Here is a 25388-nt window from a genome sequence, read left to right on the forward strand (position 1 = left end):
ATAATTCAAAGGAATTTACGAATTATTAATCTTCTACTTGCTGAAGCTTTTGAACATAAACGGCACGTTCATTCTTAAGTCTTTTAGTTACAGACGGTTTATCAAACTGCTGTCTGCGTCTCAACTCTTTAACGATACCGGTTTTTTCAAATTTTCTTTTAAATTTCTTCAGCGCTTTTTCAATGTTTTCGCCTTCTTTTACAGGAACTACAATCATTTTTTTATTTTTAAAATGTTAATGGTTTGAAAATCTCACGATTAAATTTGAGCGGCAAAATTACACATACTTTCTTTATTCACAAAACTTTCTGCAAAAAAAATGATAATTTATCTAATTTACGATTTGGCAATTTACAATACACGATTGATATTACACTTGAAACCCTAAAATGACTGTTTGCTGACAGTTACAGCAGTATCATTACAGGCAGGCATATTTGTACAGCTCAATTACATAGGTTAAGAGGGAAAGTGCCCAATATTAAATCGTTCTCCCATGGAGAAAGTTTCATTCTACCGCGGGGAAAGTTTCGTTCTACCATGGTGGAACAAAAACTTCGCCATGATAGAATGGATAAAAATTAAGCTGCATTTTCCTTAGCCATGGGTATATTATGGGATGAAATCCACCAGAACAATTCATGAAAATAGGCACTTAAATCATAAGAGATAGCTGGTTATTAAAAGAAAGTAAGTAACTTTGGAGAAGAAAATATACTTATTTATATAATAAAAGAGAAGATATGAATCGAACAACCAATCAGCGTATAGACGCGCTTCGAACATTACTAAAAGAGGAGGGTATTGATGCGTTTATCATTCCCAGCACAGACCCGCACCTAAGTGAATACGTAGCACCACACTGGCAGTCAAGAGAATGGATATCAGGTTTCACCGGTTCGGCAGGTACAGTCGTGGTTACTACCAAGCGGGCAGGGCTATGGACAGATTCCCGTTATTTTCTCCAAGCCGCCCGTCAGTTGGAAGGCAAGGATATCGATTTATACAAAGAAATGTTGCCCGAAACGCCCAGCATTTCTACATTTATAAAAACATATTTAGGAACCGGTGCGGTAGTAGGCATTGACGGAAAAGTATTTTCTACAGAGGCAGTAAAACAATTGCAGGATGAGTTGAAAACAAATGGGATTATCATAAAATGCATCAACGATCCTATGAACAAGATATGGAAAGACCGACCTGCCATGCCCGAAGATCCTGCTTTTATTTACGAAACCCAGTATGCCGGAAAAAGTTGTGGAGAAAAACTAACGGCTATTCGTAAAGAAATGAAAAAAAAAGGTGCAGAGGCATTATTAATTTCTGCATTGGACGAAATAGCATGGACGCTGAATATACGTGGTAATGACGTACATTGCAATCCTGTAGTTGTCAGTTATTTACTGATCAGTAGTAACGATGTAGATTTCTTCATTCATCCTCAAAAAGTGACTGAGGAATTGTCTATCTACTTAAAAGAAACTGGCGTCTCCATTCACTCCTACGAAGATATTGAGTATTTTCTGAACAATCTGTCAGCCGATACTCTCCTGCTTGATCCTTCCAAAACAAATTATGCCGTTTATTCCGCTGTCCGTCCGGATTGCCGGATTATCGAAGGCGCTTCGCCGGTAACTCTTCTCAAAGCCATTCGTAATGAACAAGAAATTGTTGGCATCCATGCGGCTATGCAACGTGATGGTGTAGCCCTGGTAAAGTTTCTGAAATGGTTGGAAGAAGCTATTCACACAGGCAAGGAAACAGAAATCAGCGTAGATAAGAAACTACATGAACTCCGTGCAGCACAACCTCTTTATATGGGTGAGAGTTTCGATACTATTGTCGGCTACAAAGAACATGGGGCTATTGTACATTATGAGGCTACTCCCGAAACGGATGTTCCCTTGCAGCCTAAAGGTTTCCTGCTACTGGATTCGGGCGCCCAATATCTTGATGGGACAACCGATATCACACGTACCATTGCGCTAGGCAAATTGACCGAAGAAGAAAAAATAGACTATACCCTGATATTGAAAGGACATATAGCCCTCGCTATGGCAGTATTTCCTGAAGGAACCAGAGGTGCACAATTAGATGTGTTGGCTCGCATGCCGATATGGAAACACCGTATGAACTTTTTACATGGTACCGGACATGGTGTAGGGCATTTCCTGAACGTGCACGAAGGGCCTCAAAGTATTCGTATGAATGAAAACCCAGTTGGCCTGCAAGCAGGTATGGTTACATCTAATGAACCGGGAGTGTATAAAGCAGGTAGCCATGGTATACGTACTGAAAATCTGATATTAACCATCCCTGCCGGAGAAGGTATGTTCGGAAATTATCTAAAATTTGAGACAATTACCCTCTGTCCTATCTGTAAAAAAGGTATCATCAAAGAGATGTTGACAATAGAAGAAATAGAGTGGTTGAATGAATATCACAGAAAGGTTTATGACAAACTTGCTCCCGACCTGAACAAAGAAGAGCAGGAATGGTTAAAGGAAGCGTGTGAAGCAATCATCCAACATTAATCAATCTAAAAAAATGGCACTAATAAAATCAGTAAGAGGTTTTACTCCCGAACTTGGAGAAAATTGTTTTTTAGCAGATAATGCGGTTATCATCGGAGATGTGAAAATAGGATGCGATTGTAGTATTTGGTTCAGCACGGTACTTCGTGGTGATGTCAATTCTATCCGTATCGGAAATGGAGTGAATATTCAGGATGGAAGCGTACTGCATACTTTATACGAGAAGTCAACTATCGAAATAGGAGACCATGTATCGGTAGGGCACAATGTAACCATCCATGGAGCTACCATCAAAGACTATGCCCTGATAGGAATGAGCTCCACCATATTAGACCATGCCATCGTGGGAGAAGGAGCTATTGTTGCTGCCGGTTCATTAGTTTTGAGTAATACAGTGATAGAGCCCGGAAGTATCTGGGGCGGAGTACCTGCAAAATTTATCAAAAAAGTAGATCCGGAACAAGCCAAGGAATTAAACCAAAAAATTGCACACAATTACTTGATGTACTCGAACTGGTATAAATAGAAAGACAATATAATGATAAAGTGGTAGAATATTATCACCTTACCACTTTATCATTTTACCCTTATTACTTTTTCAGAAGTTTATCATATTTAATATTTTATCCGTTGCTCCGGCATTGTCAGTTACATATGCCCCCGCATTTATACCTACTTCACGCAAGAAAACTTCATCCGCCAGCATACGGTCGAGCAATGCCCTTAATTCCTCATAATCTTTGATAGAAAATCCTCCTTTGGCTTCCAATAACTGAACAGCTTCCTGGAACTTCTGATATTTCGGACCAAAAATAACGGGAATTCCATAAACCGCCGCTTCCAAAGTATTGTGAATACCTACTCCAAAACCTCCACCAATGTAAGCGATTTCTCCATAGCGATAGATGGACGAGAGTAATCCATAACAGTCTATAATCAAACAATCGGCTTTACGTACATTTTTCTCGTCGGCACGGGTATAACGTACGTACGTACGCTTCAGTTTCCGGATAATTTCTACCAAATGATTTTCATCAATCACATGTGGAGCTATGATTAACTTCACCTCCGGATGCTGATTGAAATATTCGATAAACAAATCTTCATCCGGTTGCCAGGAACTCCCTGCAACGAAAGTCATCGTATTGTTCTTAAAAAGTTCTACCAACGGCAAGTCTTTAGCTTCCTCACGTATCTGCAACACACGATCGAAACGGGTATCACCCACCACCGTAACCCGGTTGATATTAATCTTCGACAAAAAACGTTTGGAACGCTCATTCTGTACAAACAGATGATCGAAATTACGTAGCACATTTCTATACGTACCGCCATACCATTTAAAAAAGATCTGTCCACGACGGAAAATAGAAGACACGCTATACACCGGAATACGCCGTTTATGCAACTCATCCAGATAGTTTTTCCAAAACTCGTATTTAATAAAAAATGCCATGCAGGGATTTACCAAATCAAGAAACTTCTTCACATTCCTCGTCTTGTCAAAAGGCAGATAACAAACGATATCAGCTCCCCGATAGTTCTTACGAACCTCATAACCAGAAGGTGAAAAAAATGTCAGTAAGATACCGTAATCCGGATATCTGGCACGGATTTTCTCAATCAACGGACGTCCTTGCTCAAACTCTCCCAAAGAAGCCGCATGAAACCAGATGTACCTTACATCCTTCTCCAACTGCTGACGGAGAAGCTCATAAACCACCCAATGCCCTTTCATCATCTTGCGGGGTTTACGACTGAACGGAGCAGCCAAGTGCACCAGGATATCGTAGATTGCTATTGCCAAATCGTAAAGCATACTATCTTAATTAAGAATGAATAAAGAAGAATGAAAAATAAAAACTGTATAACAGGAAATTCCTCATTCTTGATTATTTATTTCAATGTTTCAACAGCACGCTGTATACGAGCCAATGTATCTTCCTTACCAAGCAGTTCGGTAATATCAAACATGTGAGGGCCTTTACACTCTCCCACTACCGACAGGCGGAAAGCATTCATCACATTACCCATGTGATAGCCCATTTCAGTAATCCAGCCAATCACGATGTCTTCCGAAGCCTTTGAAGAGAAGTCATCAATGCCACGCAACACTTCCATCAACTCACCCATAATACGGGGAGTATCCTCAGACCAACGTTTCTTTACATCCTTCTCTGCATACTCAGTCGGAGCAACAAAGAAGAAACGAGTCTGCTCCCATAATTCTTTCACAAAATTGACACGACCTTTCACAAGAGAAACGACTTTCGTAAGGAACACGTCACTATAAAGATCCACATTTATACCATTAGCTTTCAATACGGGCTTAAAAAGGCTGGCAATTTCTTCATCCGGTTTCATCATGATATATTCATGATTAAACCACACACCTTTTTTATAATCAAACTTAGCACCCGACTTGCTACAATGACTCAGGTTGAAGAGTTGCACCAACTCATCCACTGACATAAGTTCCTGGTCATTACCAGGATTCCATCCCAACAGGGCCAGGAAATTGATTACCGCTTCAGGTAAATAACCCGATTCACGGTAACCGGAAGAGACTTCACCTGTTTTAGGATCATGCCACTCCAACGGAAACACAGGAAAACCAAGACGGTCACCATCACGTTTACTAAGCTTACCATTACCCTCTGGTTTCAACAACAACGGCAGATGGGCAAAAACGGGCATAGTATCTTCCCAGTCAAAAGCCCGATATAACAACACATGGAGCGGAGCGGAAGGCAACCATTCTTCACCACGAATGACATGAGAAACTTCCATCAAATGGTCGTCCACAATATTTGCCAGATGATAAGTAGGCAACTCGTCCGCCGATTTATAAAGGACTTTATCGTCGAGGATAGAAGAGTTGATCACAACCTCGCCGCGAATTAAATCGTTTACATGTACATCTTCATTTGGCTCAATCTTGAAACGAACCACATATTGCTTACCTTCGGCAATCAACGCATCCACCTCTTCCTTAGGCAACGTCAACGAATTACGCATCTGCATACGGGTAGAAGCGTCATATTGAAAATTAGCTATTTCCGTACGTTTTGCTTCAAGTTCTGCCGGAGTATCAAAAGCAATGTAAGCCTTTCCGGCATCAAGCAATATCTGTACATATTTCTTATATATATCACGACGTTCCGACTGACGATATGGTCCATGTTCTCCACCGAAACCGACACCCTCATCAAAAGGAATGCCCAACCACTTGAAAGATTCCAGAATATATTCTTCCGCACCCGGTACAAACCGATTAGAATCGGTATCTTCTATACGAAAAATTAAATCTCCTCCATGCTGACGCGCAAAGAGATAATTATATAAAGCAGTGCGCACACCACCAATGTGCAACGCCCCCGTAGGACTTGGGGCAAAACGGACTCTGACTCTTCTTTCTGTCATAATCTATCTTACTTATGAATAAATTAGATGGCAAAATTAAACCTTTTTTTCCATACTACTGTTTTTTTTTGTACTTTTCGCAAAAATTTCAACGGATATGGGTTATTTCAATGGAAAAAGGAAAAAGTTCTCGTACAGAGATTTGTTATATAAGGTACTGATTTTTATTGGGACTGTAACAATTATCGTTTATTTCTTACCTCGTGACGGCAAGTTCAATTACCAGTTTGACATAAACAAGCCATGGAAATATGGACAATTGATGGCAACTTTCGACTTTCCAATTTATAAAAATGATGAGGTTGTGAAGCGGGAGCAAGACAGCATCCTCGCTTCTTTTCAACCTTATTTCCAGTTGAATAAGAATATTGAGAATAATATATTCAAAAAATTGAAGGCTGATTATCAAACCCATTTACGGGGAATACTTCCTTCTACTGACTACATTCACTATATAGAAAAAATTCTTTCGGAGATATACCAGGCAGGAATACTCTCGACAGAAGAACTGACCAAGCTACAAAAAGACAGCACATCAGCCATCATGGTAATAAATGATAAGCTCGCCAACCAACAAAATATCAATGAACTTTATTCCGTAAAAAGTGCCTATACTTATCTGCTCACTGCCGACACCCTGCATTATCGTCCGGATATACTACGCCAATGTTCACTCAACGAATATCTGTATCCTAACCTGACATACGATGAGCAACGTACAGAAACAGCCAAGAAAGAAGCGCTTGACAACTATTCATGGGCAAATGGCATTGTGTTGAGCGGACAAAAAATCATTGACCGGGGTGAGATTGTAAGCCAGGAGACATATAACATTCTAGAAAGTCTGCGAAAAGAATCTATTGAACGCAGTGAATCCATTGGTCAAAAGCGTTTGATGCTGGGGGGGCAAATATTATATGTCAGCATCTTCATGTTGTGTTTCATGCTTTATCTGGACTTATTCCGCAAAGATTATTATAACCGTAAAGGAAGTTTATCTCTGTTATTCTCACTCATCATGTTCTATTGTGTGGTGACGGCACTGATGGTGACAAACAATATCTTTAACGTTTACATTTTGCCATACGCTATGTTGCCTATTATCATACGGGTATTCCTTGATTCGCGTACGGCATTTCTTACCCAGGTAGTTACTATTTTGATTTGTTCCATCTGCCTGCGCTATCCGCATGAGTTTATCTTGTTGCAACTTGCTGCCGGACTCGTTGCAATCTTCAGTTTGAGAGAGCTATCACAACGTTCACAACTATTCCGTACAGCATTTCTTGTGATATTGACATATGTTACTGTTTACTTTGCATTCGAACTGATTACAGAAAATGACTTGTCGAAACTCAATGGTAGTATGTACACCTACTTTATCATCAACGGAGTACTGTTGCTTTTTACATACCCACTTCTTTTTCTGGTGGAGAAGACATTCGGTTTTACATCCAATGTCACTCTGGTAGAGTTGTCCAATATCAACAACAGCTTGTTGCGCCGCATGTCGGAAACCGTACCGGGTACATTCCAACATTCCATGCAAGTGGCTAATCTTGCCGCTGAAGCCGCCAACCGGATCGGTGCCAAAAGCCAATTAGTACGTACCGGCGCTTTATATCATGATATCGGGAAAATGGAAAATCCGGTTTTTTTCACAGAAAATCAATCCGGTGGTGTCAATCCACATAAGAACCTTGGTTATGAACAAAGTGCCCAGGTGGTTATCAGCCATGTGACGGACGGGTTAAAACTAGCCGAAAAAAATAATCTGCCTAAAGTGATTAAAGATTTCATCACAACCCACCACGGTCTTGGAAAAACCAAATATTTCTATATTTCCTGGAAAAATGAACATTCCGGTGAAGAACCTAATGAAGAATTATTTACCTATCCGGGACCCAATCCGTCCACTAAAGAACAGGCCATCCTAATGATGGCAGACTCTGTGGAAGCAGCCTCACGCAGTCTACCCGAATATACAGAGGAAAGTATCAGTAACCTTGTTGATAAGATTATAGACTCTCAAGTCGAAGAAGGGTATTTTAAAGAATGCCCCATTACTTTCAAGGACATAGCAACCATAAAAGCAGTATTCAAGGAAAAGCTGAAAACAATTTACCATACTCGTATCAGTTATCCCGAACTTAAAAAATAAGAGCTATGGAAGTGACCGCTAAAGAACAGAAAAGAGCCAAAGAATTGCTCCAAAACCAACGGATAGGGCTACAACAGATCAAGAGTTTCAGTTTCATGGAACGCTATCATCAAGTGTCCCCTTCAAACGGCCTCATGTTTAAAGACAAATATGGTCCAGGGATATTAACCCTACATCTGAAGGAGGGAAAAAACAAAGTCATTTACCTCTCTCCTTTTCGCCACCCTTCTTCCGTCATACGTTTCTTGATATCTCAGGGAGTATCTTTCGATAATTATATTCCGCAAGTACGAACGGTAATAGAGTTTCCTACCAAAACCTACCACCGGCCCTCATTATATATGTTCTATTTTTTTGTGCTTTTCCTCATGTTCCTGATATTGGGCTATTATTCCATGAGTGGCAATGTATGGTGGAGATTTATTCCTGCTATCATTTCTTTCAGTCTGAGCCTTTTCTTTATAAGTATGCTAATGACGCGATTCTGTTATCTGACTCTAACTAATGATGCCCTTGTCATACACAGCGTAGGTAGAAGCATCCGTTATCTTTATACGGATTTACGGAAAGTAAATTTTGATTTTGCCCGCGAACAAACGTTTACCCATATCATGGAATTACTGGACAAGGACTACCATTACCGATTATTCTATATCGGCAGAGTATCACGGAAAAAACTAAATGAAATAGCCAATCGGCTACAACAAGTCGGAGTAGATGCAACCTGTAGTCTCAACGATAAAAAACGTTTCTATCAAGACCGATTAGATGACTAGCCGATAGTTTCTTTATCCAAGCTTTCCAATAAACCAGAGCAGGCATCTTCAAGAACATCAAGCACATACTCGAAACCTTCGGCACCTCCATAATAAGGATCGGGTACATGGTCGGCATGAGTAAATTTTTTGCAGTAATCCGTCATCCGATGTATTTTGTTCCATTCTTCAATTGAAGGGGCACGATCTTTCAGATCATCGATATTCCTGTCGTCCATACCGATTATCAGATCAAAGTTATAAAAGTCTTCAGTATGGACAGGACGAGAGCGATGTATCAGATTATATCCACGACGGGCAGCGTGAGCACGCATCCGGCTATCAGGTAATTCTCCTTGGTGATAAGAAAGTATACCTGCTGAATCAATCATAAATTCATCTTCACGTCCTGCCTCTTCTATCAGACGTTTCATCACCCCTTCTGCAGAAGAGGAACGACAGATATTACCGAGGCAGACAAAAAGGATTTTCTTCATATAAACTAATTCTATATATTTACATCATAAATTTGATACCTTACATCGGATCTACATCATAATATACAATCAAGGACTTAAAGCGGTCTTCTGCAATCATTTCTTTTTGTACTTGCATCAACAATTCGCGTGCACGAACCATAGGAGCATTTACTTCAATCTTTACAATAATTTTTCTGATAAACAAAGTTTGCACACGGGCAACAGGTGGTTTATCAGGCCCTAACACACGACTTCCAAAAACAGAACGAAGTTTGCTCGCCATGGTTTGCGCCATCAAATCAAGTAAAGTTTCATTACGATTTTTCAGATAAACATATATCAAGCGATAATAGGGAGGATAATGAAACATCTGCCGTTCGGCAAGTTGCCCGCCAACCATACCTTCATAATCATTCAATATTACCTGTGGAATAATAGGATGATCTATATTTTTAGTTTGCAATACTACTCTACCTCGTTTATTTTTCCGTCCTGCACGCCCGGCCACTTGTGCCATCAGCTGAAAAGCACGTTCATATGCACGAAAATCAGGATAATTCAACATTGTATCGGCATTTAAGATACCCACCACGCTGACATGATCAAAATCCAATCCTTTGGATACCATTTGTGTTCCAATAAGGATGTCGGTTTTTCCCTGCTCAAAATCAGCAATGATCCGCTCGTATGCCGAGCGCGTGCGAGTAGTATCCAAATCCATACGGGTAACGGTTGCCTCGGGAAACAACGTCTTGATATCATCCTCTATCTTTTCCGTACCGAAACCACGGTTACGTAAATCAACCCCTTCACAAGCCGGACAAACACGGGGTACTTGATAGCTATAACCACAATAGTGGCACGTCAACTGATTTAAACCTTTATGATAAGTTAAACTCACATCACAATTCTTACATTTGGGTACCCAGCCACACGTATGGCATTCAATCATAGGGGCAAAACCACGACGGTTCTGAAATAAAATAACTTGCTCTTTCTGCTCTAAAGCTTCACGTATATATTGAAGTAACAAAGGCGAGAACGGACCATTCATCCGTTTTTTACGGTGCAATTCCTTGATATCTACTGAAATAATCTCCGGCAATTGTATTTCTCTATAGCGTTCTTTCAGTTCCACCAGTCCATATTTACCCGAAATGGCATTATGCCAAGTTTCAATAGACGGAGTAGCGGTACCCAATAATGTTTTGGCACCATACATAGCAGCCAAGACAATAGCCGCATTTCGTGCGTGATAACGTGGAGCCGGATCTTGTTGCTTATATGTATTTTCATGTTCCTCGTCCACAATCACCAATCCCAAATTACGAAACGGCAGGAATACAGACGAACGGACCCCTAAAATAATATCATATCCTTTTCTTGAAAGTTGTTTCTGCCAGATTTCCACCCGTTCTGCATCGGGAAACTTGGAATGATAGATACCTAGCCGAGAGCCGAATACTCGTTGTAAACGTTCTGTGATTTGCGTTGTTAAGGCTATTTCCGGCAATAAATACAGCACTTGCTTACCTTGACTGATGATCTCTTCTATCAAATGAATATAGATTTCCGTTTTTCCACTGGCTGTTACTCCATGAAGCAGGCAGACATTTTTTTCACGAAAAACCTCCATGATATCATGGTAAGCTCTCTGCTGATGATCATTTAGCGGATGCAGGGGGGAAATGGATGACTGTATCAAATTGAGACGGCCTATTTCTTGTTGATACACCTCAAATATCGCTTTATCTACCAAACCATTGAATATCGCAGGCGATACGGAAGCACGATGCAAAAGCTCTTTTTTCGTCACTTCTTTAGGTTGATTTCCTAAAACTCCAGAAAGTTCAATATACTTCATTAATAAATCAAGTTGTTTAGGTGCACGCTCCAACTCTTCAAACAACTCTTTCAATCGCTGTTCATCCCGAGCAGCAATTGTCAACCTTACACGAGTTTCAACCTTGGGTTTATAAGTACGTTTCAACTCTTCTTTGACAAAGATAGCTTCTTTATCCAATAGAGATTTAATTACGGAAAGTATATTCTTAATGCCACTATCCTTCTCCAACTTCGTGACGCATTGCTCTGATTCCACAGAAAGCAGATCTAATACTTTTTGCTCCCGTTCGGGTAACCGTATGTCCGATTCGAAATCAGGATTATATTCCACCATCGTCTCGCTCTCCAATTTTAAGCCTGAAGGCAAAGCCGCTTTATACACATCGCCTTGTGTACAAAGATAATAATCAGCCAACCATTCCCAAAACTTAAACTGTTCAGCAAGCAAAATAGGATGTGCATCCAACAGGGCAGTCACTTCTTTCACCTCATACGCCGTGGGAGCGGCATTATGTATGTTCCGCACAATTGCCGTATAATACTTCTTTCGTCCGAAAGGTACTACTACCCGACAACCAATCTGTACTTCTTCCGCAATCTCTTCAGACAAGGAATAAGTAAAACAACCGTGCAAAGGCAAAGGTAATATAACATCAACAAACTTCTCCATCGTGGCAACAAAGATAGTATTTTTCAAGAAGAAGGAGGAAAGAGAATAAAAAAATAGCGTTGCCGATTTTAATCGGTAACGCTATTCCTATAATATATAGTTCAAATTACTTAGAAAATATAAGCAGCAGAGATTTGCCAAGTTTTATTCTTAGCCCCTAAAGCTTCTCCTGCAGCTTTCAAAGTATAGGAGTCACCAAATGGAATATTATAGTTAAAGCCAATCTGTAAGTGTTTAATCAACTTCACACCAGCACCTAAATTAATACCAACCTGAGCTTTTTTATTTTTCAATTCAACAGCTTCATCAATGTATTTCTTATCCCCCTTAAAATTAAAATAAAAATCAGGACCGGCAGCCACATAGACACCAAACAAACTACCTAAACCGATAGTATATTTCAAATTAATAGGAATATCAAGACCTGTTTGCTTACCATCATCTTTTCCTTTTTGTGAAAACAACAAAGCACCATCCACTCCCAAACCTACGATAGGAATAGTGACTTCAGCCATCGGACCGATGAAAAAACCGGTAGCATTATCTTTATTACCTTTATATCCACCATCCCAATCAATCTTTGACAAATTAACACCACCCTTTACACCAAACTTAATTAATTGAGCCTGTGCAGGCATAGCTACCGCCAAACAGCATATAGCTATCATAAAAACACTAAAAATCTTCTTCATAATTCAATATGTTTAAAATTTCGGGACAAATATATGTAAAATATTCCTAAAAAGAACAATCACCATTCCCATTTGTTCATTTTCACAAGAACAACTAACCATAAAAGTTATTACTTTTGCAACATCACTTCAAGGAAAGATGCCGGAGTGGTCGATCGGGCCGCACTCGAAATGCGGTGAACGGGTAACCGTTCCCAGAGTTCGAATCTCTGTCTTTCCGCAAAGTTTTTATTTAATTTTTATTAAGCCATACTCCACACCAAATTTGTACTTTTCCTATTTATAATACATTCCTATGATAGAATCGTAGAATTAATATGGGTTTAACACGAATTACGACACAATTCTTCTATAACAAACATCTGATACTCAACACCTATCAATAATATCTCTTAATTTGTTTCCACAGTCTCATTATCCATTTTTTAGCTAAAATTGATACGATTTTACAAAGAAATGAGAATATTTATAAAATTATATAAGTAATTATCCTCTTATCTTTGGGGACACAAAGGCCTTTTGTTTATCTAATAATAATTAAATCTAATTAAATGATGAAGAATATTTATCATTCTTTTCTTCCAAGCACAAAGTATAAACGCTTTTGTAGTTTGCTTATATGTGCAACTATTGTTCAAGGGACATTGCAAGCCACTGTTACGACGAACACCTCTCCTCTGTATAATACAGAAATAAATGTCCCCGCTCCTATCAAAGCTACAGGACGGGTTATTGATGAAATGGGAGAACCTCTTCCAGGTGTTACAATCTTAATTCAAGGTACCCCACGAGGTGTTACTACCGATGTGGATGGTACTTTCTCTATTGATGTAGAGGTAGGTAGCAAATTGGTTATTTCATATATCGGTATGGAAGACCAAATCATCACAGTAAAAAACACCAAACCACTGACTATTACTATGGCTCAAAAAGTGGATGAGTTGGATGAAGTTACGGTTGTTGCTTTCGCTAAACAAAAGAAAGAAAGTGTGTTGGCGTCTGTTTCAACCGTGAAACCTGCAGAATTAAGAGCACCTACAAGTAATTTAACCACAGCTCTTGCTGGTCGTATTGCTGGTGTGATCTCCTACCAACGTAGTGGTGAGCCGGGTGCTGATGATGCAGACTTTTTTGTACGTGGTGTAACGACATTCGGTTATAAAAAAGACCCGTTGATTTTGATTGATGGTGTAGAAATGACTTCCAGTGACCTTTCACGTTTACAAGTGGATGATATTGCCAGTTTCTCCATTATGAAAGACGCAACAGCAACGGCTCTTTATGGTTCACGTGGTGCCAACGGTGTAATTTTGGTAAATACAAAAGGAGGTACGGAAGGTCCTGCCAAAATCTCCGCCCGTGTAGAGGTTTCACGCTCTTCCCCTACTCAAGATACTAAATGGGCTGATCCATATACATATATGGACATGGAAAATGAAGCTTTCATGTACGACTTTGGTCAATTGCGCCACAGTAACCAAAAGGTAGCCAATACCAAAGCCGGCTTAAATCCAAATGTGTTTCCTGCTGTAAATTGGCGTGACCAATTATTTAAAGAATCTACCACCAATTATCGTGCTAATATGAACATTAGCGGTGGTACCAATGTCGCAAAATATTATATTGCAGGAACCTACTCCAAAGACGAAGGAAACTTGAAATCTGCCAAGCAGAATAATTTCAACAATAACATTAATATTAATCGTTATTTACTTCGTGCCAATGTAGATGTAAACGTGTCCAAGACAACCAAAGCAACTGTACGTTTGCACGGAACGATGGACGACTATTCTGGTCCTATCCGTGACGGTTCAAGTATCTACTCCATGATCAGCCAGACTTCCCCTGTCCTCTATCCCCCTTTCTATCAACCAGACAAAGCAAATGAAACCACGCCTTACTTGCTCTATGGTAACTATGATACAGGTAAGTATATGAATCCATATGCTGAAATGACTAAAGGTTATAAAGACCAGAAAAAATCGTTGATGATGGCTCAAGTGGAATTAAATCAAGATTTGAAATTCATCACGAAGGGATTGAAAGCACGTTTTATGTTCAACACCAACCGCAGATCCGATTATGGAGTAGCACGTCAGTATAAACCTTACTATTTTAACGTGGGTAGTTATGACCCGTTGACAGATACTTATGTATTAGGAGCCATTAACCCAGATGACGGTACAGATTATTTGACATCCAGTGAAAGTAGCAAAGTAGTAACTACCAATACTTATTTGGAAACGGCACTTAATTACGACCGCACATTCAAAGAGAAACATGCTGTCAGCGGTTTGATGGTATTTACTATGCGTAGCGAATTGGAATCTACCAAATCCGGTGACGTTCAGGCATCATTACCTACCCGTAATATGGGACTTGCCGGACGTTTCACTTATTCATACGATAATCGTTATTTCCTTGAAGCCAACTTTGGCTATAATGGTTCCGAACGTTTCCACGAAAGTGAACGTTGGGGCTTTTTCCCATCTGCAGGTATTGGATATATCATTTCTAACGAATCATTTTGGAATGATAATCTGAAAAAAATTATCAGCAAACTGAAATTGAAAGCCACCTATGGTTTGGTAGGTAATGATGCAGTTGGTAGTTCTTCAGATCGTTTCTTCTACCTTTCTAATGTGAAGTTAAATGATAGCGGTATGAAATACACTTGGGGAATTCCAGGAAATACGTATACCGTAAATGGAGTTTCTACCAGTCGTTATGCCAATCCGGATATTACTTGGGAAATTTCCAAGAAAACCAACTTGGGTGTGGAGTTAGGCTTGTTTGACAAGGCAGAACTACAAGTTGATATCTTCCGTGATGATCGTTCCAATATTTTGATGAAACGTCAGGACCTTCCCGGTACCTTAGGTTTGGAAGCCGATCCGCAAGCTAATGTAGGTGAAGCGCGTAGCCAAGGTATAGACCTTTCCTTAGACTATAACCAATCTTTCAACAAGGATTTTTGGATGTCTGGTCGCTTGAACTTCACATACGCACATAGTGAATATAAAGTATATGAAGAGCCCGATTATACCGATACTCCTTGGCGTTCTAAAATAGGTTATTCCACTGGTCAACAATGGGGATACGTAGCAGAGCGTCTATTTATTGACGATGCAGATATTGCAAATTCCCCCAAACAGTTTGGTGATTATAAGCCGGGGGATATTAAATATAAGGACATCAATGCTGACGGTCAAATTACCGAGGCTGACCAAGTACCTATCGGTTTCCCAAGTAATCCTGAAATCAATTATGGTTTCGGTCTTTCTATGGGTTATAAAGGCTTTGACTTCTCTTTCTTCTTCCAAGGATTAGCACGCGAATCTTTTTGGATTGATTATTATAAAACGACCCCTTTCATCAATCAAGATACAAGTACCTTCGACGACTATATAGGTGTCAACCAATTGCTTGATGTAATTGCTAACGACCACTGGTCAGTGGATAATCGTAATCCGTATGCATTATGGCCACGTCTTTCTACACAAAAAATTGACAATAACAGTAAAAGAAACACCTGGTTTATGCGTGACGGTTCATTCCTGCGACTGAAATCTGTAGAATTTGGATATACATTACCAAAAAAATGGTTGAAGAAAATCGGTATGAATTCTATCCGTATCTATTACAGTGGATCTAATCTACTTTGTTTTAGCAAATTTGATTTGTGGGATCCCGAAATGGCAGGTGACGGTTTGAAATATCCTGTACAACGCGTACATAACATAGGTATTAACTTTTCTCTCTAATATAATGAAAATTATGAAAATAAAAAAACTGATCGTTCTAGCTTTGTTGGGATGTTTTACGTCTTGTGATTATTTGGACGTGGTTCCCGAAAAGATGAGTACCATTGAATATGCGTTTCGTGACCGACGCAGTGCCTTGCAATATTTGGCTACTTGCTATCATTATCTACCAACATTGAGCCACCAAACCAATTCCGTAGGGCGCACTTGTGGAACCGAAGTGACTACCTATTTCCGTAATCGTGAAAATGGTGTCAAAATAACATTGGATGGAAATACAATTACAGACCCTAAATTGTCCTATTGGACTGGTGGCCAGGGTGGTGTTAATTTATATAAAGGATTACGTTGCTGTAACACTTTTTTAGATAATGCTCATCTGATACGTGACTTAAGTGTGTCTGAACGCGAACAGTGGTGTGCAGAGGTAAAATTTCTGAAAGCTTACTATCATTGGAAATTGATTGAACAATACGGTCCTATCGTATTAATGAAAGAAAATGTACCGATGGAAGCCGGCCCCGAAGAAGTACGCGCATTCCGTTCTCCCATCAATGAATGTATCAATTATGTAAAGCAATTATTAGATGAAGCACTTTATGGTGAAGCCGGAGATGACGAACTGGGTGATACTGAACCACCGTTACCTTTACAGGTGGACGATGAAATTACAGAGAACGGCCGTATCACACGTCCTATTGTAGCTGCCATGCGAGCTAAGATTATGGTACATATAGCCAGTCCGTTCTATGCAGAAAACAGTATGTACGAAAACTTTAAAGATTCTCGAGGTATACAACTTTTCCCGAAATGCAGTGAGGAAGAAGTTGCCAAACGCTGGGCAGATGCCGTGAAAGCTTGTAAAGAAGCTATCGATATTTGCCATGAAGCGGGTTACAGACTTTATGAATTTGAACCGCTTGATATCATTCCTGCCATTTCCGACGAGACAAAGAAAATAGTACAATCCAGTATGATTGTAACCGATCCGTTGAGCAAAGAAACTATTTGGTCGGATCCGATGACCGATGCAAGTAATATCCAAAAATATTGTATGCCAGCATTGAATAGCGGGTTCCGTGTAGCTTCCGTCCGTGCGCAGCTCACCCCCACTTTAGCTACCGCTGAAAACTTTTACAGTTCCAATGGTGTGCCAATCGAGGAGGATAAGGAATGGGATGTACAAAATTGGTATTCCAATCGGTATAAAACCACAGTTGCCCCCGAAGAAAGTCGTTTAGAGGTAGAACCAGGTAAAGTTGTTCCCTATCTGAACCTTAACCGAGAGCCACGTTTTTATGGTAGTTTAGCTTTTAACGGTAGTAAATGGTACGGATGTAGTTATGCAGTACCTGATAAGGCCAACTCAGAAGACTACCAGCATACAGTATGTTCTCTTGCCGGTGACGTGGCAAATAATCCCGCCGGACGTAACGGTGAACAATATTATAGTGCAACCGGTTATTTTACAAAAAAATTAGTAAATTACAAAACCGGTTTGAATGATGCCGGTACCGGTTTTGTATCCTATACTTATTTTTGGCCTAACATCCGCTTAGCAGATCTCTATTTACTTTATGCCGAAGCATTAAATGAATCACAAGCACAACCGACCGCTGAGATTTGGGAAAACTGGATTGATCCAATCCGTCTCCGTTCCGGTTTAAAAGGCGTAGAAGAAAGCTGGACCCTCTATTCAAACAAACCTGATAAATTCAGAGACAAGAACGGTCTACGTGATATTATTCACCAAGAACGTGTCATTGAATTGGCATTGGAAGGCCATTTCTATTACGACATGCGTCGTTGGAGTGGTGGTAGCCGGGTAGACCGCTACGACATCATGACAGAAATGAACCAATCCATCAAAGGCTGGAATTACGATGGTACAGACGATTTGTCATACAACACTGTACGTACAGTCTATAACGTTTCATTCTCTCTGAGAGACTATTTGTGGCCCATTAAGGAAAGTGATATCAACGAGAATCCCAATCTCATTCAGAATCCGGGCTGGTAATCTAATTTTTAAACTATAAGAAATGAAAAAACATATCTTTTTATTCAGTTTATTACTCGCTTTCTTGTCTGCTTGTAATGAAGAGAGTGTAGGACAGTATCCTGTAGATAACGTAGCTCCAGGTCCGGTGAGCAATGTCGGTGTAAAAGAGACATTCGGTGGTGGGGTGACTTTGGCTTATACCATCCCCGATGATGCCGACCTGCAAGGAGTGATAGCCAACTTTACGTTGGACACAGGGAAAAAGATGTCAGTCATGGTATCTGGATATTCCAGGGAAATTACACTTGAAGGTTTTGCCAATGCAACCGAACATACGGCAGAGTTGCGTGCTATGGACAAAAGCCGTAATTTATCGGAACCGGTTACTGTTAAATTTACCCCCAAACGTGCACCCATCTTCGATGTATATGAGACCTTGAAGATTAACAGTGACTTCGGAGGTGCCAAGTTTACATGGGAAAATCCGGAAATGAAAGATATTATTGTATCTATTTCCAAACCATTGACTGATGGTAGTGATGTGGAAGAAAATTTGCAGATTTTCTATTCGTCAGCTCCCGAAGGTGAAGGCTTTGTACGGGGGTTAAGCGTGGAACCAGTGGTACTTAGTGCTACGATTACCGACAAGTACGGAAATACGACCGATAAAAAATCACAAGAATGTACCCCCCTGTATGAAGAAAAAATACAAAGCACCAAATATTGGAAGAAATGGAACGGGGATCCGGCAATTAAATATAAACAATACTCCAGTTCTTACCCCATCACAGAAATGTGGGATGGCAAAAAACAGACTGAAGGAGGCGACAAGGGAAATATGTTCCATCTTCCTGCCGGTGATCCATTTCCAGTACGTTTTACATTTGATATGGGACAAATATATACGTTAAGCCGTATGAAACTGGCCCAACGAAATCTGGGAGGATGGGCTTTTGAACATGGAAATCCGAAACGGTTCCAAGTATATGGTTCCCTCAACAGTAACGTAGGTCTTAATGAAACGGATCCAGAACGCCAATGGATATTCTTGGGTGAATTCAACTCTTTCAAACCTTCAGGGCTTCCCTTGGGAGAGGCTTCTGTGGAGGATGAGCGTATAGCTGCCGAAGGGGAAGACTTCACATTCCCCATCGAATTGGCTACTGATGTGCGTTACATCCGTTTTGATATTCTGGAAACTTGGGGAGGTACCGAAATGGTACATATTGCCGAACTCGAATTTTGGGGACAACCGGAAGGTTATTCTCCGGACAATGGAGGTGAAGAAGAAACTGTAACTAACAAAAAGTAAGAAAACATGAAATGGTATATTAAAGTATTAATGTTCGTTTTCTCTGGATTGACTACTATGGCCTGTTCGGATATGAACGATCTGCATGACAAATATTTGGAACAAGGCGAGACTATCTATCTGGCTAAATTCGACTCTGTCAAATTATATCCAGGACGCTATCGGGCTCGTGTAGACTATTGGGTGACAGACCCGAAAGCCAAGAAGTGTGTAATTGAATGGAATATGGGGGCATCATCCAAGACGGTTGATATCACGAATACCACTGGGGAGACTCCTAATTCTTTTTATCTTGAAGAACTGGACGAAACTACAATCAGTTTCGATTTCCGTACGTATACTGAAGTAATGGAATATCCATCATTGAAGACTAACGTTACCACAACTATTTACGGAGACAGATATCTGTCAACACTATTGAACACGAATGTTTCTTCCTATAGTTTTAGTCCGATTACACAAGAACTCACCTTATATTGGAGCAGTAATTATGAAGGAACTATTGCTTACCTGATTAAGTATACCAATATAAATGGTGAAGAGCAGGAATTAAGAATAGATGTAAACAGTGAGAAAAAGGCCGTATTACCTGATTTCCCCGAATTCGGTTCCTTCACATACGCTACAGTCTATCTTCCTGCAGAAGGTGCCATTGATGAGTTTGCCACTCCATTCAGTGAACCGTTCAGTACAGCAGCAGAAGGTGAAAAGCCTTGGGCTCTAACAGCTAACATGACAGTACCCCAAGAGGCTGCTACATGGACAACCTGGCAAGATGCAGATACTTACATGAAACAGTTCAAATATGACTATGTTGAACATCCGGAAGGAAATAATGCAAGTAAAAATAGCCCTAGCGATATTGGTAGCCATATTGAATTCGTGAACGATGCAGCCAGAGGTAAGTATGTATTTAAACTTACAGCACATGCAGAAGCCAACGAAGACGGAAGTATCAAGTGCTTGGATGATGCCATGAATGCAGGTAACAATCAAGACCGCCAAGTCAATCAGTTTAGTCCGCAAACCGGTGCCGGTAACCATGATGTTTGTGGTAACTATGGTGAAACTGTGATTTATGATTGGTACATGAAGATACCGGCAGATTTCAAGCCTATTAACGAGCGCAATCATCTTTTCTATTTTATTCCCAAAGAAGATGGTGGAGAAAGATCAGGTAATGCAGTAATCGCTCTCAATGCCTATGGAGATGACAAGGACGGAAAGAACGCACGTTTCCAGATTATACACAACGGCCAGACTAAAGCAGGAGGAAACAATGCGAAGTTAGTTGATAACTTAAAAATGGACGATTTCAGAAATGAATGGGTACATATCACCATTGAAGTTCTTTATTCTTATCAAGGCACATTGAAAGTCAAGATGGAACGCGTCAGCGATGGTAAGGTTATCGTAGATTATTCAAAGACCAATGTTGAATTGTGGCGTGAGAACTGTATCGATATGCGTGCTTACTTCGGTATCCGCCGATGGTTCAAGGGTAAAATCAAAGATAACTTTAAAGGTATGTTCCCGACTACCGGTATTGAAACAGAATCTGTATATCTGGACGGTATAAGGATCTTTGAGAAAAACCAGAACAATGACAATCCGGTTGCAGTAAAGCCTTAGTAAACTCGTAAAATAAATTTGAAGAGTGTCAAAAAATAGACAAAAGGAATAATGTTATCAATTTTTGACACTCTTCTTTTTTTAAGACCTTGCACAATATTTTATATAACCATAAAAAGGGAGATAGTATATGAGAAACTGGTACAAGAAGTTGTTAATAGGTTGGATTGCCGGATGTCTGGTACTAGCTTGTTCAGACTCGAAGAATGAACCGGAAGAGCCGGTCACTCCCCCGAAAGAGGAAGAAAAAGTCAGTCTGGAGAAGTTCGATGACATTAAGGTATATCCCGGAAATCAACGGATAAAGGTGGAATATAAGTATTCTGACTCACGTGCAAAACAATGCGAAGTAACTTGGACTGCAGGAAGTGAAAAGAAGTCTGCTGTGGTTGCAATGACTGTTTCACAAGCAGAAAAGTCCAATGAATTCTACATCGATAACATAGAAGAGGGTACACTCACTTTCAGCTTCGTCGCTTACTCTGAAGATAAAAAGATGAATTCCCCTAAATGGATAGGATCACCTGTCAATGTTTATGGTAATAAATATATCTCCGGCCTGAAGAATCCCGCTATAACCAATGTTGAGTGGAATCCTACAAATTATATCTTAAACTTCAGCTGGTCAGATAACTATAAGGATGTGGTAAGGTATATCTTGAAATATACCAATGTAAACGGTGAGCAGAAAGAGGTGACATCTGAATCTGATAAAGCAGGAACTGTAACACTGCAGGAATTTCCTGAAAATGGAAAATTAGAAATAACTACTGTCTACCTACCCAATGGAGCCATTGACGAAGTCAAAGCCGCACCGACCCAGATTACAGTTAACACCAGCGGAGAAGTCCCCTGGGAATTGAAAGCAGAAATGCAAGCTGCCGCCTCATTGATCGGATGGCAAGCCGTAGATACATATATGAAGAAATATAATTTCGAATATACAGAACATCCCAACAATGGTGGAGGAAAAGATCATAACGATGATACACATATTGAAGTGGTAGAAGACAAAGGACTGGGGCAATGGGTCTTCAAGTTTAATTCTCATGCCTCAGGTGATGCTAATGGCAACATCATTATATTAGATGGTGACCGCGGTAAAATAGAAGACCGTATGCGTAACGAAATGAAATCGCGTACGGGAGACGGGAAATATCATATGAATGGTAACTGGGAAGAATGGCAAAGAATAGAATGGAAATTCAAGATACCTAAAGGGTTCCGTCCCACCAAAAGTTTCACTCACATCCATCAGCTGAAGGCGCAGGAAGGTAATAATGGTTCTCCACTCATCACTATTACTCCTCGTGCCAGCGATACAAACGGTAAGAACTCGCGTGTGCAGGTCATCCATAACGGAGACAATAAAGATACCAACAAAGGAACGATCATTGACAACCTGCCATTAAGCGATTTTGAAGATGAATGGATACAAGTCACATCTGAAATCTACTATACGCACAATGGTTCGTATTATATCAAGATGGTACGTATCAGTGACGGTAAAGTGCTTGTAGAAAAGAAGTTTACAGATATTGACATGTGGCGTAAAGGTGCAACCAATATTCGGAACAAATTCGGTATTTATCGTAGTTACGGTGGTAAACTAGAGGAAGATTTCAATGGGAAATTCCCTACTAGTGGCATCAAGGATGAGTCTTTGTATTTGGCTGATTTCAAGATCTACGAAAAGAATACAAACCCTAATCCACAGCCCCATGACTAAAGAAACCGGAAGTAGGGATACTTCTTATTGGTGAAATTAGACTTAAAGAAAGGTCGCTCCTGTGAAGAAGCGGCCTTTTTATTTATTCTAAAATAATTGTATAATATTCATTATTTTCTCCATCTTTGTAACATAATTCACTATCCTTAAAAATATCTATTATGAGAAAACAACTACTATTACTGGGAATTTCCAGTCTGTTGGCAACTACAACGCTTCATGCGCAAGAGTTTCAATTACATCCCCTTCCCCAAGCATATATCACTCAGGATGATTCAATCAACATTCCCCAACAATATCAAGTACTATCCGGCAATTCTCTTCATGGCGGGGCTACTCTGACATTATTACATTCATTAATGCCGGGTGAAGTATCCAATGCTACATTCTCTCTATATATAGGTATAAAGGGAGATAAAATCATCAAGAAATATGACCGCCATATTCCACAAAAGCCGGAAGGCTATTACCTGAAAATAGAAAAAGACCGCATTATTATTGCCGGAGCCGACGAACGGGGGACCTATTACGGTGTCCAAACGCTTGCCCAACTGCTCACTCTCAACAAATTACCTTTGGCAGAGATCACAGATTATCCCGATATCCCCTATCGTGGTGTAGTAGAAGGCTTCTATGGCACACCTTGGAGCCAGGAAGCCCGTATGCGTCAACTTGATTTCTATGGACGAAACAAAATGAATGTCTACCTTTACGGTCCTAAGGACGACCCTTACCATAGCACTCCCAATTGGCGCAAACCTTATCCTCCTCAAGAAGCCGAACAATTAAAACAACTTGTAGACAAGGCCAAAGAAAACAATGTTATCTTCTATTGGGCCATCCATCCGGGACAAGACATTCGATGGAACGAAGAAGACCGCTCACTCTTGTTGCAGAAGTTCGAAAGCATGTACCAGCTCGGCGTACGTGGTTTCGCTGTTTTCTTTGACGATATCTCAGGGGAAGGGACAAAAGCGGATAGACAGGCTGAATTACTGAATTATATCGATGACCATTTTGTAAAGGTAAAGAAAGATGTAGCTCCTCTGATAATGTGTCCTACAGAATATAATAAATCATGGGCAAATATAAAAGGCGGTTATCTCACCACCCTCGGTGAGAAACTGAACAAAGGTATAGAAATCATGTGGACCGGTAACAGTGTCGTTTCTAATATCGATAAACCGACCTTGGAATTTATCACTCCCCTGCTGAAACGGAAAGCCTACATCTGGTGGAACTTCCCTGTTTCCGACTATGTACGCGACCACCTTTTGTTGGGGGCTGTCTACGGAAACGGACTCGACATCAAAGACGATATGGCTGCTTTCGTCTCCAATCCGATGGAACATGCCGAAGCTTCCAAGATTGCACTCTACAGCATAGCCGATTACACATGGAATATGTACAGCTATAACAGCGATGTTTCTTGGCAACATGCCATCAAAGACCTTATGCCACTCCACGCTGAGTATCTTAAGATCTTTGCCTCCCACAATTCCGACCTGGGTAAGAACGGGCATGGCTTCCGGCGTGATGAGTCAGCGGACATCCAACCCGCACTTTCCACATTACTGAGAACTTACCGTGAGAATGGAAAAATAGATGAATCGGCCTATAACCGGGTAGCTGAGGAATGCCGGAAAATCGTGACCTCCGCCGATATGCTAACGGCCTCCGGAGATGAGAACCGTCCGCTGATAAACGAAATCAAACCTTGGCTTACGCAATTTAAACTCGTAGGTGAGTACGGCGAGGAAGTACTGAACATGATGCGCCTGCAACAACAGAAGGATATCTTCGTCCGAAGTCATGCACATGCACAAGCCTTACAAACCCTGATGAGTGAAACAGATGCCGCTTATCCATCAGGAATAAAAAGCGGCAGCAAGTATCTGGTGCCTACTTTCAATGCACTGTTTGAAATCGCCACGATACGCTATAACAAGCAAAACTACGCGCAACTGGATACACAAGCCGTTTATACGCCCTACACCCTGGAAAGTGATGTAAGCCAATTGGCTCAGCTCCCGGTGCAACGAAAAGGGAAAGCGGGTAATATCTCTCCGTCCAACGAAGTCATCAACTGGCAAGCCGGTGGTTCACTCACCCTCTCCATGGACTATGCCCGTCGGCTGCTCTCTCTCACTATAGACTTGGGGACAACGGAAAATATCGGTTCACGCTTCAAACTGGAAATAAGCCCCGACGGCAATGAATGGCAAACCGTGGAATTGCAATCAGCAGCAAGAAACACACAGCTGAAAGCTGCTGTGGCAGACATGAAAATACGAAAGATTAAATTAACCAACATTTCCGGCGATGAACAGAAAGTATATTTCAAAGCATTTCGCCTAAGGGAAAAATAGTTTAATTAATAGATAAACCCT

The 25388-nt window shown here is 40.5% G+C and carries 16 protein-coding genes and 1 tRNA gene; 11 read left to right on the forward strand and 6 right to left on the reverse strand.

All coding sequences use genetic code 11. The features are described from left to right. Positions 1–25: 25 nt before the first annotated feature. Entirely contained in the window at positions 26–217 is a 192-nt protein-coding gene (gene rpsU / locus DXC10_RS00380) for a 30S ribosomal protein S21 (RefSeq protein ID WP_101541782.1), read from the reverse strand. Between the two features lie 526 nt (positions 218–743). On the opposite strand from rpsU, the gene DXC10_RS00385 reads away from it, so the two are divergent. Further along, the gene (locus tag DXC10_RS00385) at positions 744–2534 is read left to right on the forward strand and encodes an aminopeptidase P family protein (RefSeq protein ID WP_117737144.1); all 1791 of its coding nucleotides are present in this window, start codon (positions 744–746) and stop codon (positions 2532–2534) included. Positions 2535–2547: 13 nt separating this feature from the next. Beyond that, positions 2548–3060: a gamma carbonic anhydrase family protein gene (locus tag DXC10_RS00390; RefSeq protein WP_117737145.1), complete on the forward strand. Its 513-nt coding sequence runs from the start codon at positions 2548–2550 to the stop codon at positions 3058–3060. A gap of 72 nt (positions 3061–3132) precedes the next feature. Here DXC10_RS00390 and DXC10_RS00395 read toward each other — a convergent pair whose 3' ends face one another. Both DXC10_RS00395 and gltX read right to left on the reverse strand, forming a co-directional pair. Continuing rightward, a complete protein-coding gene (locus tag DXC10_RS00395; protein ID WP_117737146.1) occupies positions 3133–4353 on the reverse strand; it encodes a 3-deoxy-D-manno-octulosonic acid transferase in 1221 nt (406 codons plus the stop codon). A 77-nt stretch (positions 4354–4430) separates the two neighbouring features. Further along, on the reverse strand, positions 4431–5957 hold the full coding sequence (gene gltX / locus DXC10_RS00400; protein WP_101541786.1) for a glutamate--tRNA ligase: 1527 nt from the start codon (positions 5955–5957) through the stop codon (positions 4431–4433). A gap of 97 nt (positions 5958–6054) precedes the next feature. Between gltX and DXC10_RS00405 the strand changes: the two genes are divergently transcribed. Continuing rightward, positions 6055–8118 carry an HD family phosphohydrolase gene (locus DXC10_RS00405; RefSeq protein WP_101541787.1) on the forward strand — a complete coding sequence of 688 codons (2064 nt, stop codon included), beginning with the start codon at positions 6055–6057 and terminating at the stop codon, positions 8116–8118. Between the two features lie 5 nt (positions 8119–8123). Next, a complete protein-coding gene (locus DXC10_RS00410; RefSeq protein ID WP_101541788.1) occupies positions 8124–8894 on the forward strand; it encodes a hypothetical protein in 771 nt (256 codons plus the stop codon). Here DXC10_RS00410 and DXC10_RS00415 read toward each other — a convergent pair. From DXC10_RS00415 to DXC10_RS00425, 3 genes are all read right to left on the reverse strand, one after another. Next, positions 8891–9370, reverse strand: coding sequence for a low molecular weight protein-tyrosine-phosphatase (locus DXC10_RS00415; protein WP_101541789.1), 480 nt, complete (start codon positions 9368–9370; stop codon positions 8891–8893). The genes DXC10_RS00410 and DXC10_RS00415 overlap by 4 nt on opposite strands. A 40-nt stretch (positions 9371–9410) precedes the next feature. Beyond that, on the reverse strand, positions 9411–11867 hold the full coding sequence (priA, locus tag DXC10_RS00420) for a primosomal protein N' (RefSeq protein WP_117737147.1): 2457 nt from the start codon (positions 11865–11867) through the stop codon (positions 9411–9413). 110 nt (positions 11868–11977) lie between these two features. Beyond that, positions 11978–12559 carry a porin family protein gene (locus tag DXC10_RS00425; RefSeq protein ID WP_101541791.1) on the reverse strand — a complete coding sequence of 194 codons (582 nt, stop codon included), beginning with the start codon at positions 12557–12559 and terminating at the stop codon, positions 11978–11980. A gap of 133 nt (positions 12560–12692) precedes the next feature. On the opposite strand from DXC10_RS00425, the gene DXC10_RS00430 reads away from it, so the two are divergent. The 7 genes from DXC10_RS00430 (at position 12693) to DXC10_RS00460 (ending at position 25367) form a co-directional block, all read left to right on the forward strand. Further along, positions 12693–12779 (forward strand) — tRNA-Ser (locus DXC10_RS00430). 331 nt (positions 12780–13110) lie between these two features. Then, on the forward strand, positions 13111–16323 hold the full coding sequence (locus DXC10_RS00435) for a TonB-dependent receptor (RefSeq protein ID WP_117737148.1): 3213 nt from the start codon (positions 13111–13113) through the stop codon (positions 16321–16323). A gap of 13 nt (positions 16324–16336) precedes the next feature. Further along, entirely contained in the window at positions 16337–18343 is a 2007-nt protein-coding gene (locus DXC10_RS00440) for a RagB/SusD family nutrient uptake outer membrane protein (protein ID WP_158557797.1), read from the forward strand. A gap of 22 nt (positions 18344–18365) precedes the next feature. Continuing rightward, the gene (locus DXC10_RS00445; RefSeq protein ID WP_117737150.1) at positions 18366–19637 is read left to right on the forward strand and encodes a DUF5000 domain-containing lipoprotein; all 1272 of its coding nucleotides are present in this window, start codon (positions 18366–18368) and stop codon (positions 19635–19637) included. A 6-nt stretch (positions 19638–19643) separates the two neighbouring features. After that, positions 19644–21269 carry a DUF4998 domain-containing protein gene (locus tag DXC10_RS00450; RefSeq protein WP_117737151.1) on the forward strand — a complete coding sequence of 542 codons (1626 nt, stop codon included), beginning with the start codon at positions 19644–19646 and terminating at the stop codon, positions 21267–21269. A gap of 130 nt (positions 21270–21399) precedes the next feature. Beyond that, positions 21400–22998, forward strand: coding sequence for a DUF4998 domain-containing protein (locus tag DXC10_RS00455; RefSeq protein WP_117737152.1), 1599 nt, complete (start codon positions 21400–21402; stop codon positions 22996–22998). A 161-nt stretch (positions 22999–23159) separates the two neighbouring features. After that, positions 23160–25367 (forward strand): beta-N-acetylglucosaminidase, encoded by a 2208-nt coding sequence (locus tag DXC10_RS00460; RefSeq protein ID WP_101541796.1) that lies wholly within the window; start codon positions 23160–23162, stop codon positions 25365–25367. Positions 25368–25388 lie beyond the last annotated feature (21 nt).

The sequence above is a fragment of the Bacteroides sp. OM08-11 genome (assembly GCF_003438665.1).
In the GTDB taxonomy this organism is placed as follows: Bacteria; Bacteroidota; Bacteroidia; order Bacteroidales; family Bacteroidaceae; genus Bacteroides; species Bacteroides cutis.

What these genes read in the sequence shown, in the direction of transcription:
- rpsU (WP_101541782.1), bottom strand. Translation starts at nt 217, where the DNA reads ATGATTGTAGTTCCTGTAAAAGAAGGCGAAAACATTGAAAAAGCGCTG.
- DXC10_RS00385 (WP_117737144.1), top strand. Translation starts at nt 744, where the DNA reads ATGAATCGAACAACCAATCAGCGTATAGACGCGCTTCGAACATTACTA.
- DXC10_RS00390 (WP_117737145.1), top strand. Translation starts at nt 2,548, where the DNA reads ATGGCACTAATAAAATCAGTAAGAGGTTTTACTCCCGAACTTGGAGAA.
- DXC10_RS00395 (WP_117737146.1), bottom strand. Translation starts at nt 4,353, where the DNA reads ATGCTTTACGATTTGGCAATAGCAATCTACGATATCCTGGTGCACTTG.
- gltX (WP_101541786.1), bottom strand. Translation starts at nt 5,957, where the DNA reads ATGACAGAAAGAAGAGTCAGAGTCCGTTTTGCCCCAAGTCCTACGGGG.
- DXC10_RS00405 (WP_101541787.1), top strand. Translation starts at nt 6,055, where the DNA reads ATGGGTTATTTCAATGGAAAAAGGAAAAAGTTCTCGTACAGAGATTTG.
- DXC10_RS00410 (WP_101541788.1), top strand. Translation starts at nt 8,124, where the DNA reads ATGGAAGTGACCGCTAAAGAACAGAAAAGAGCCAAAGAATTGCTCCAA.
- DXC10_RS00415 (WP_101541789.1), bottom strand. Translation starts at nt 9,370, where the DNA reads ATGAAGAAAATCCTTTTTGTCTGCCTCGGTAATATCTGTCGTTCCTCT.
- priA (WP_117737147.1), bottom strand. Translation starts at nt 11,867, where the DNA reads ATGGAGAAGTTTGTTGATGTTATATTACCTTTGCCTTTGCACGGTTGT.
- DXC10_RS00425 (WP_101541791.1), bottom strand. Translation starts at nt 12,559, where the DNA reads ATGAAGAAGATTTTTAGTGTTTTTATGATAGCTATATGCTGTTTGGCG.
- DXC10_RS00435 (WP_117737148.1), top strand. Translation starts at nt 13,111, where the DNA reads ATGATGAAGAATATTTATCATTCTTTTCTTCCAAGCACAAAGTATAAA.
- DXC10_RS00440 (WP_158557797.1), top strand. Translation starts at nt 16,337, where the DNA reads ATGAAAATAAAAAAACTGATCGTTCTAGCTTTGTTGGGATGTTTTACG.
- DXC10_RS00445 (WP_117737150.1), top strand. Translation starts at nt 18,366, where the DNA reads ATGAAAAAACATATCTTTTTATTCAGTTTATTACTCGCTTTCTTGTCT.
- DXC10_RS00450 (WP_117737151.1), top strand. Translation starts at nt 19,644, where the DNA reads ATGAAATGGTATATTAAAGTATTAATGTTCGTTTTCTCTGGATTGACT.
- DXC10_RS00455 (WP_117737152.1), top strand. Translation starts at nt 21,400, where the DNA reads ATGAGAAACTGGTACAAGAAGTTGTTAATAGGTTGGATTGCCGGATGT.
- DXC10_RS00460 (WP_101541796.1), top strand. Translation starts at nt 23,160, where the DNA reads ATGAGAAAACAACTACTATTACTGGGAATTTCCAGTCTGTTGGCAACT.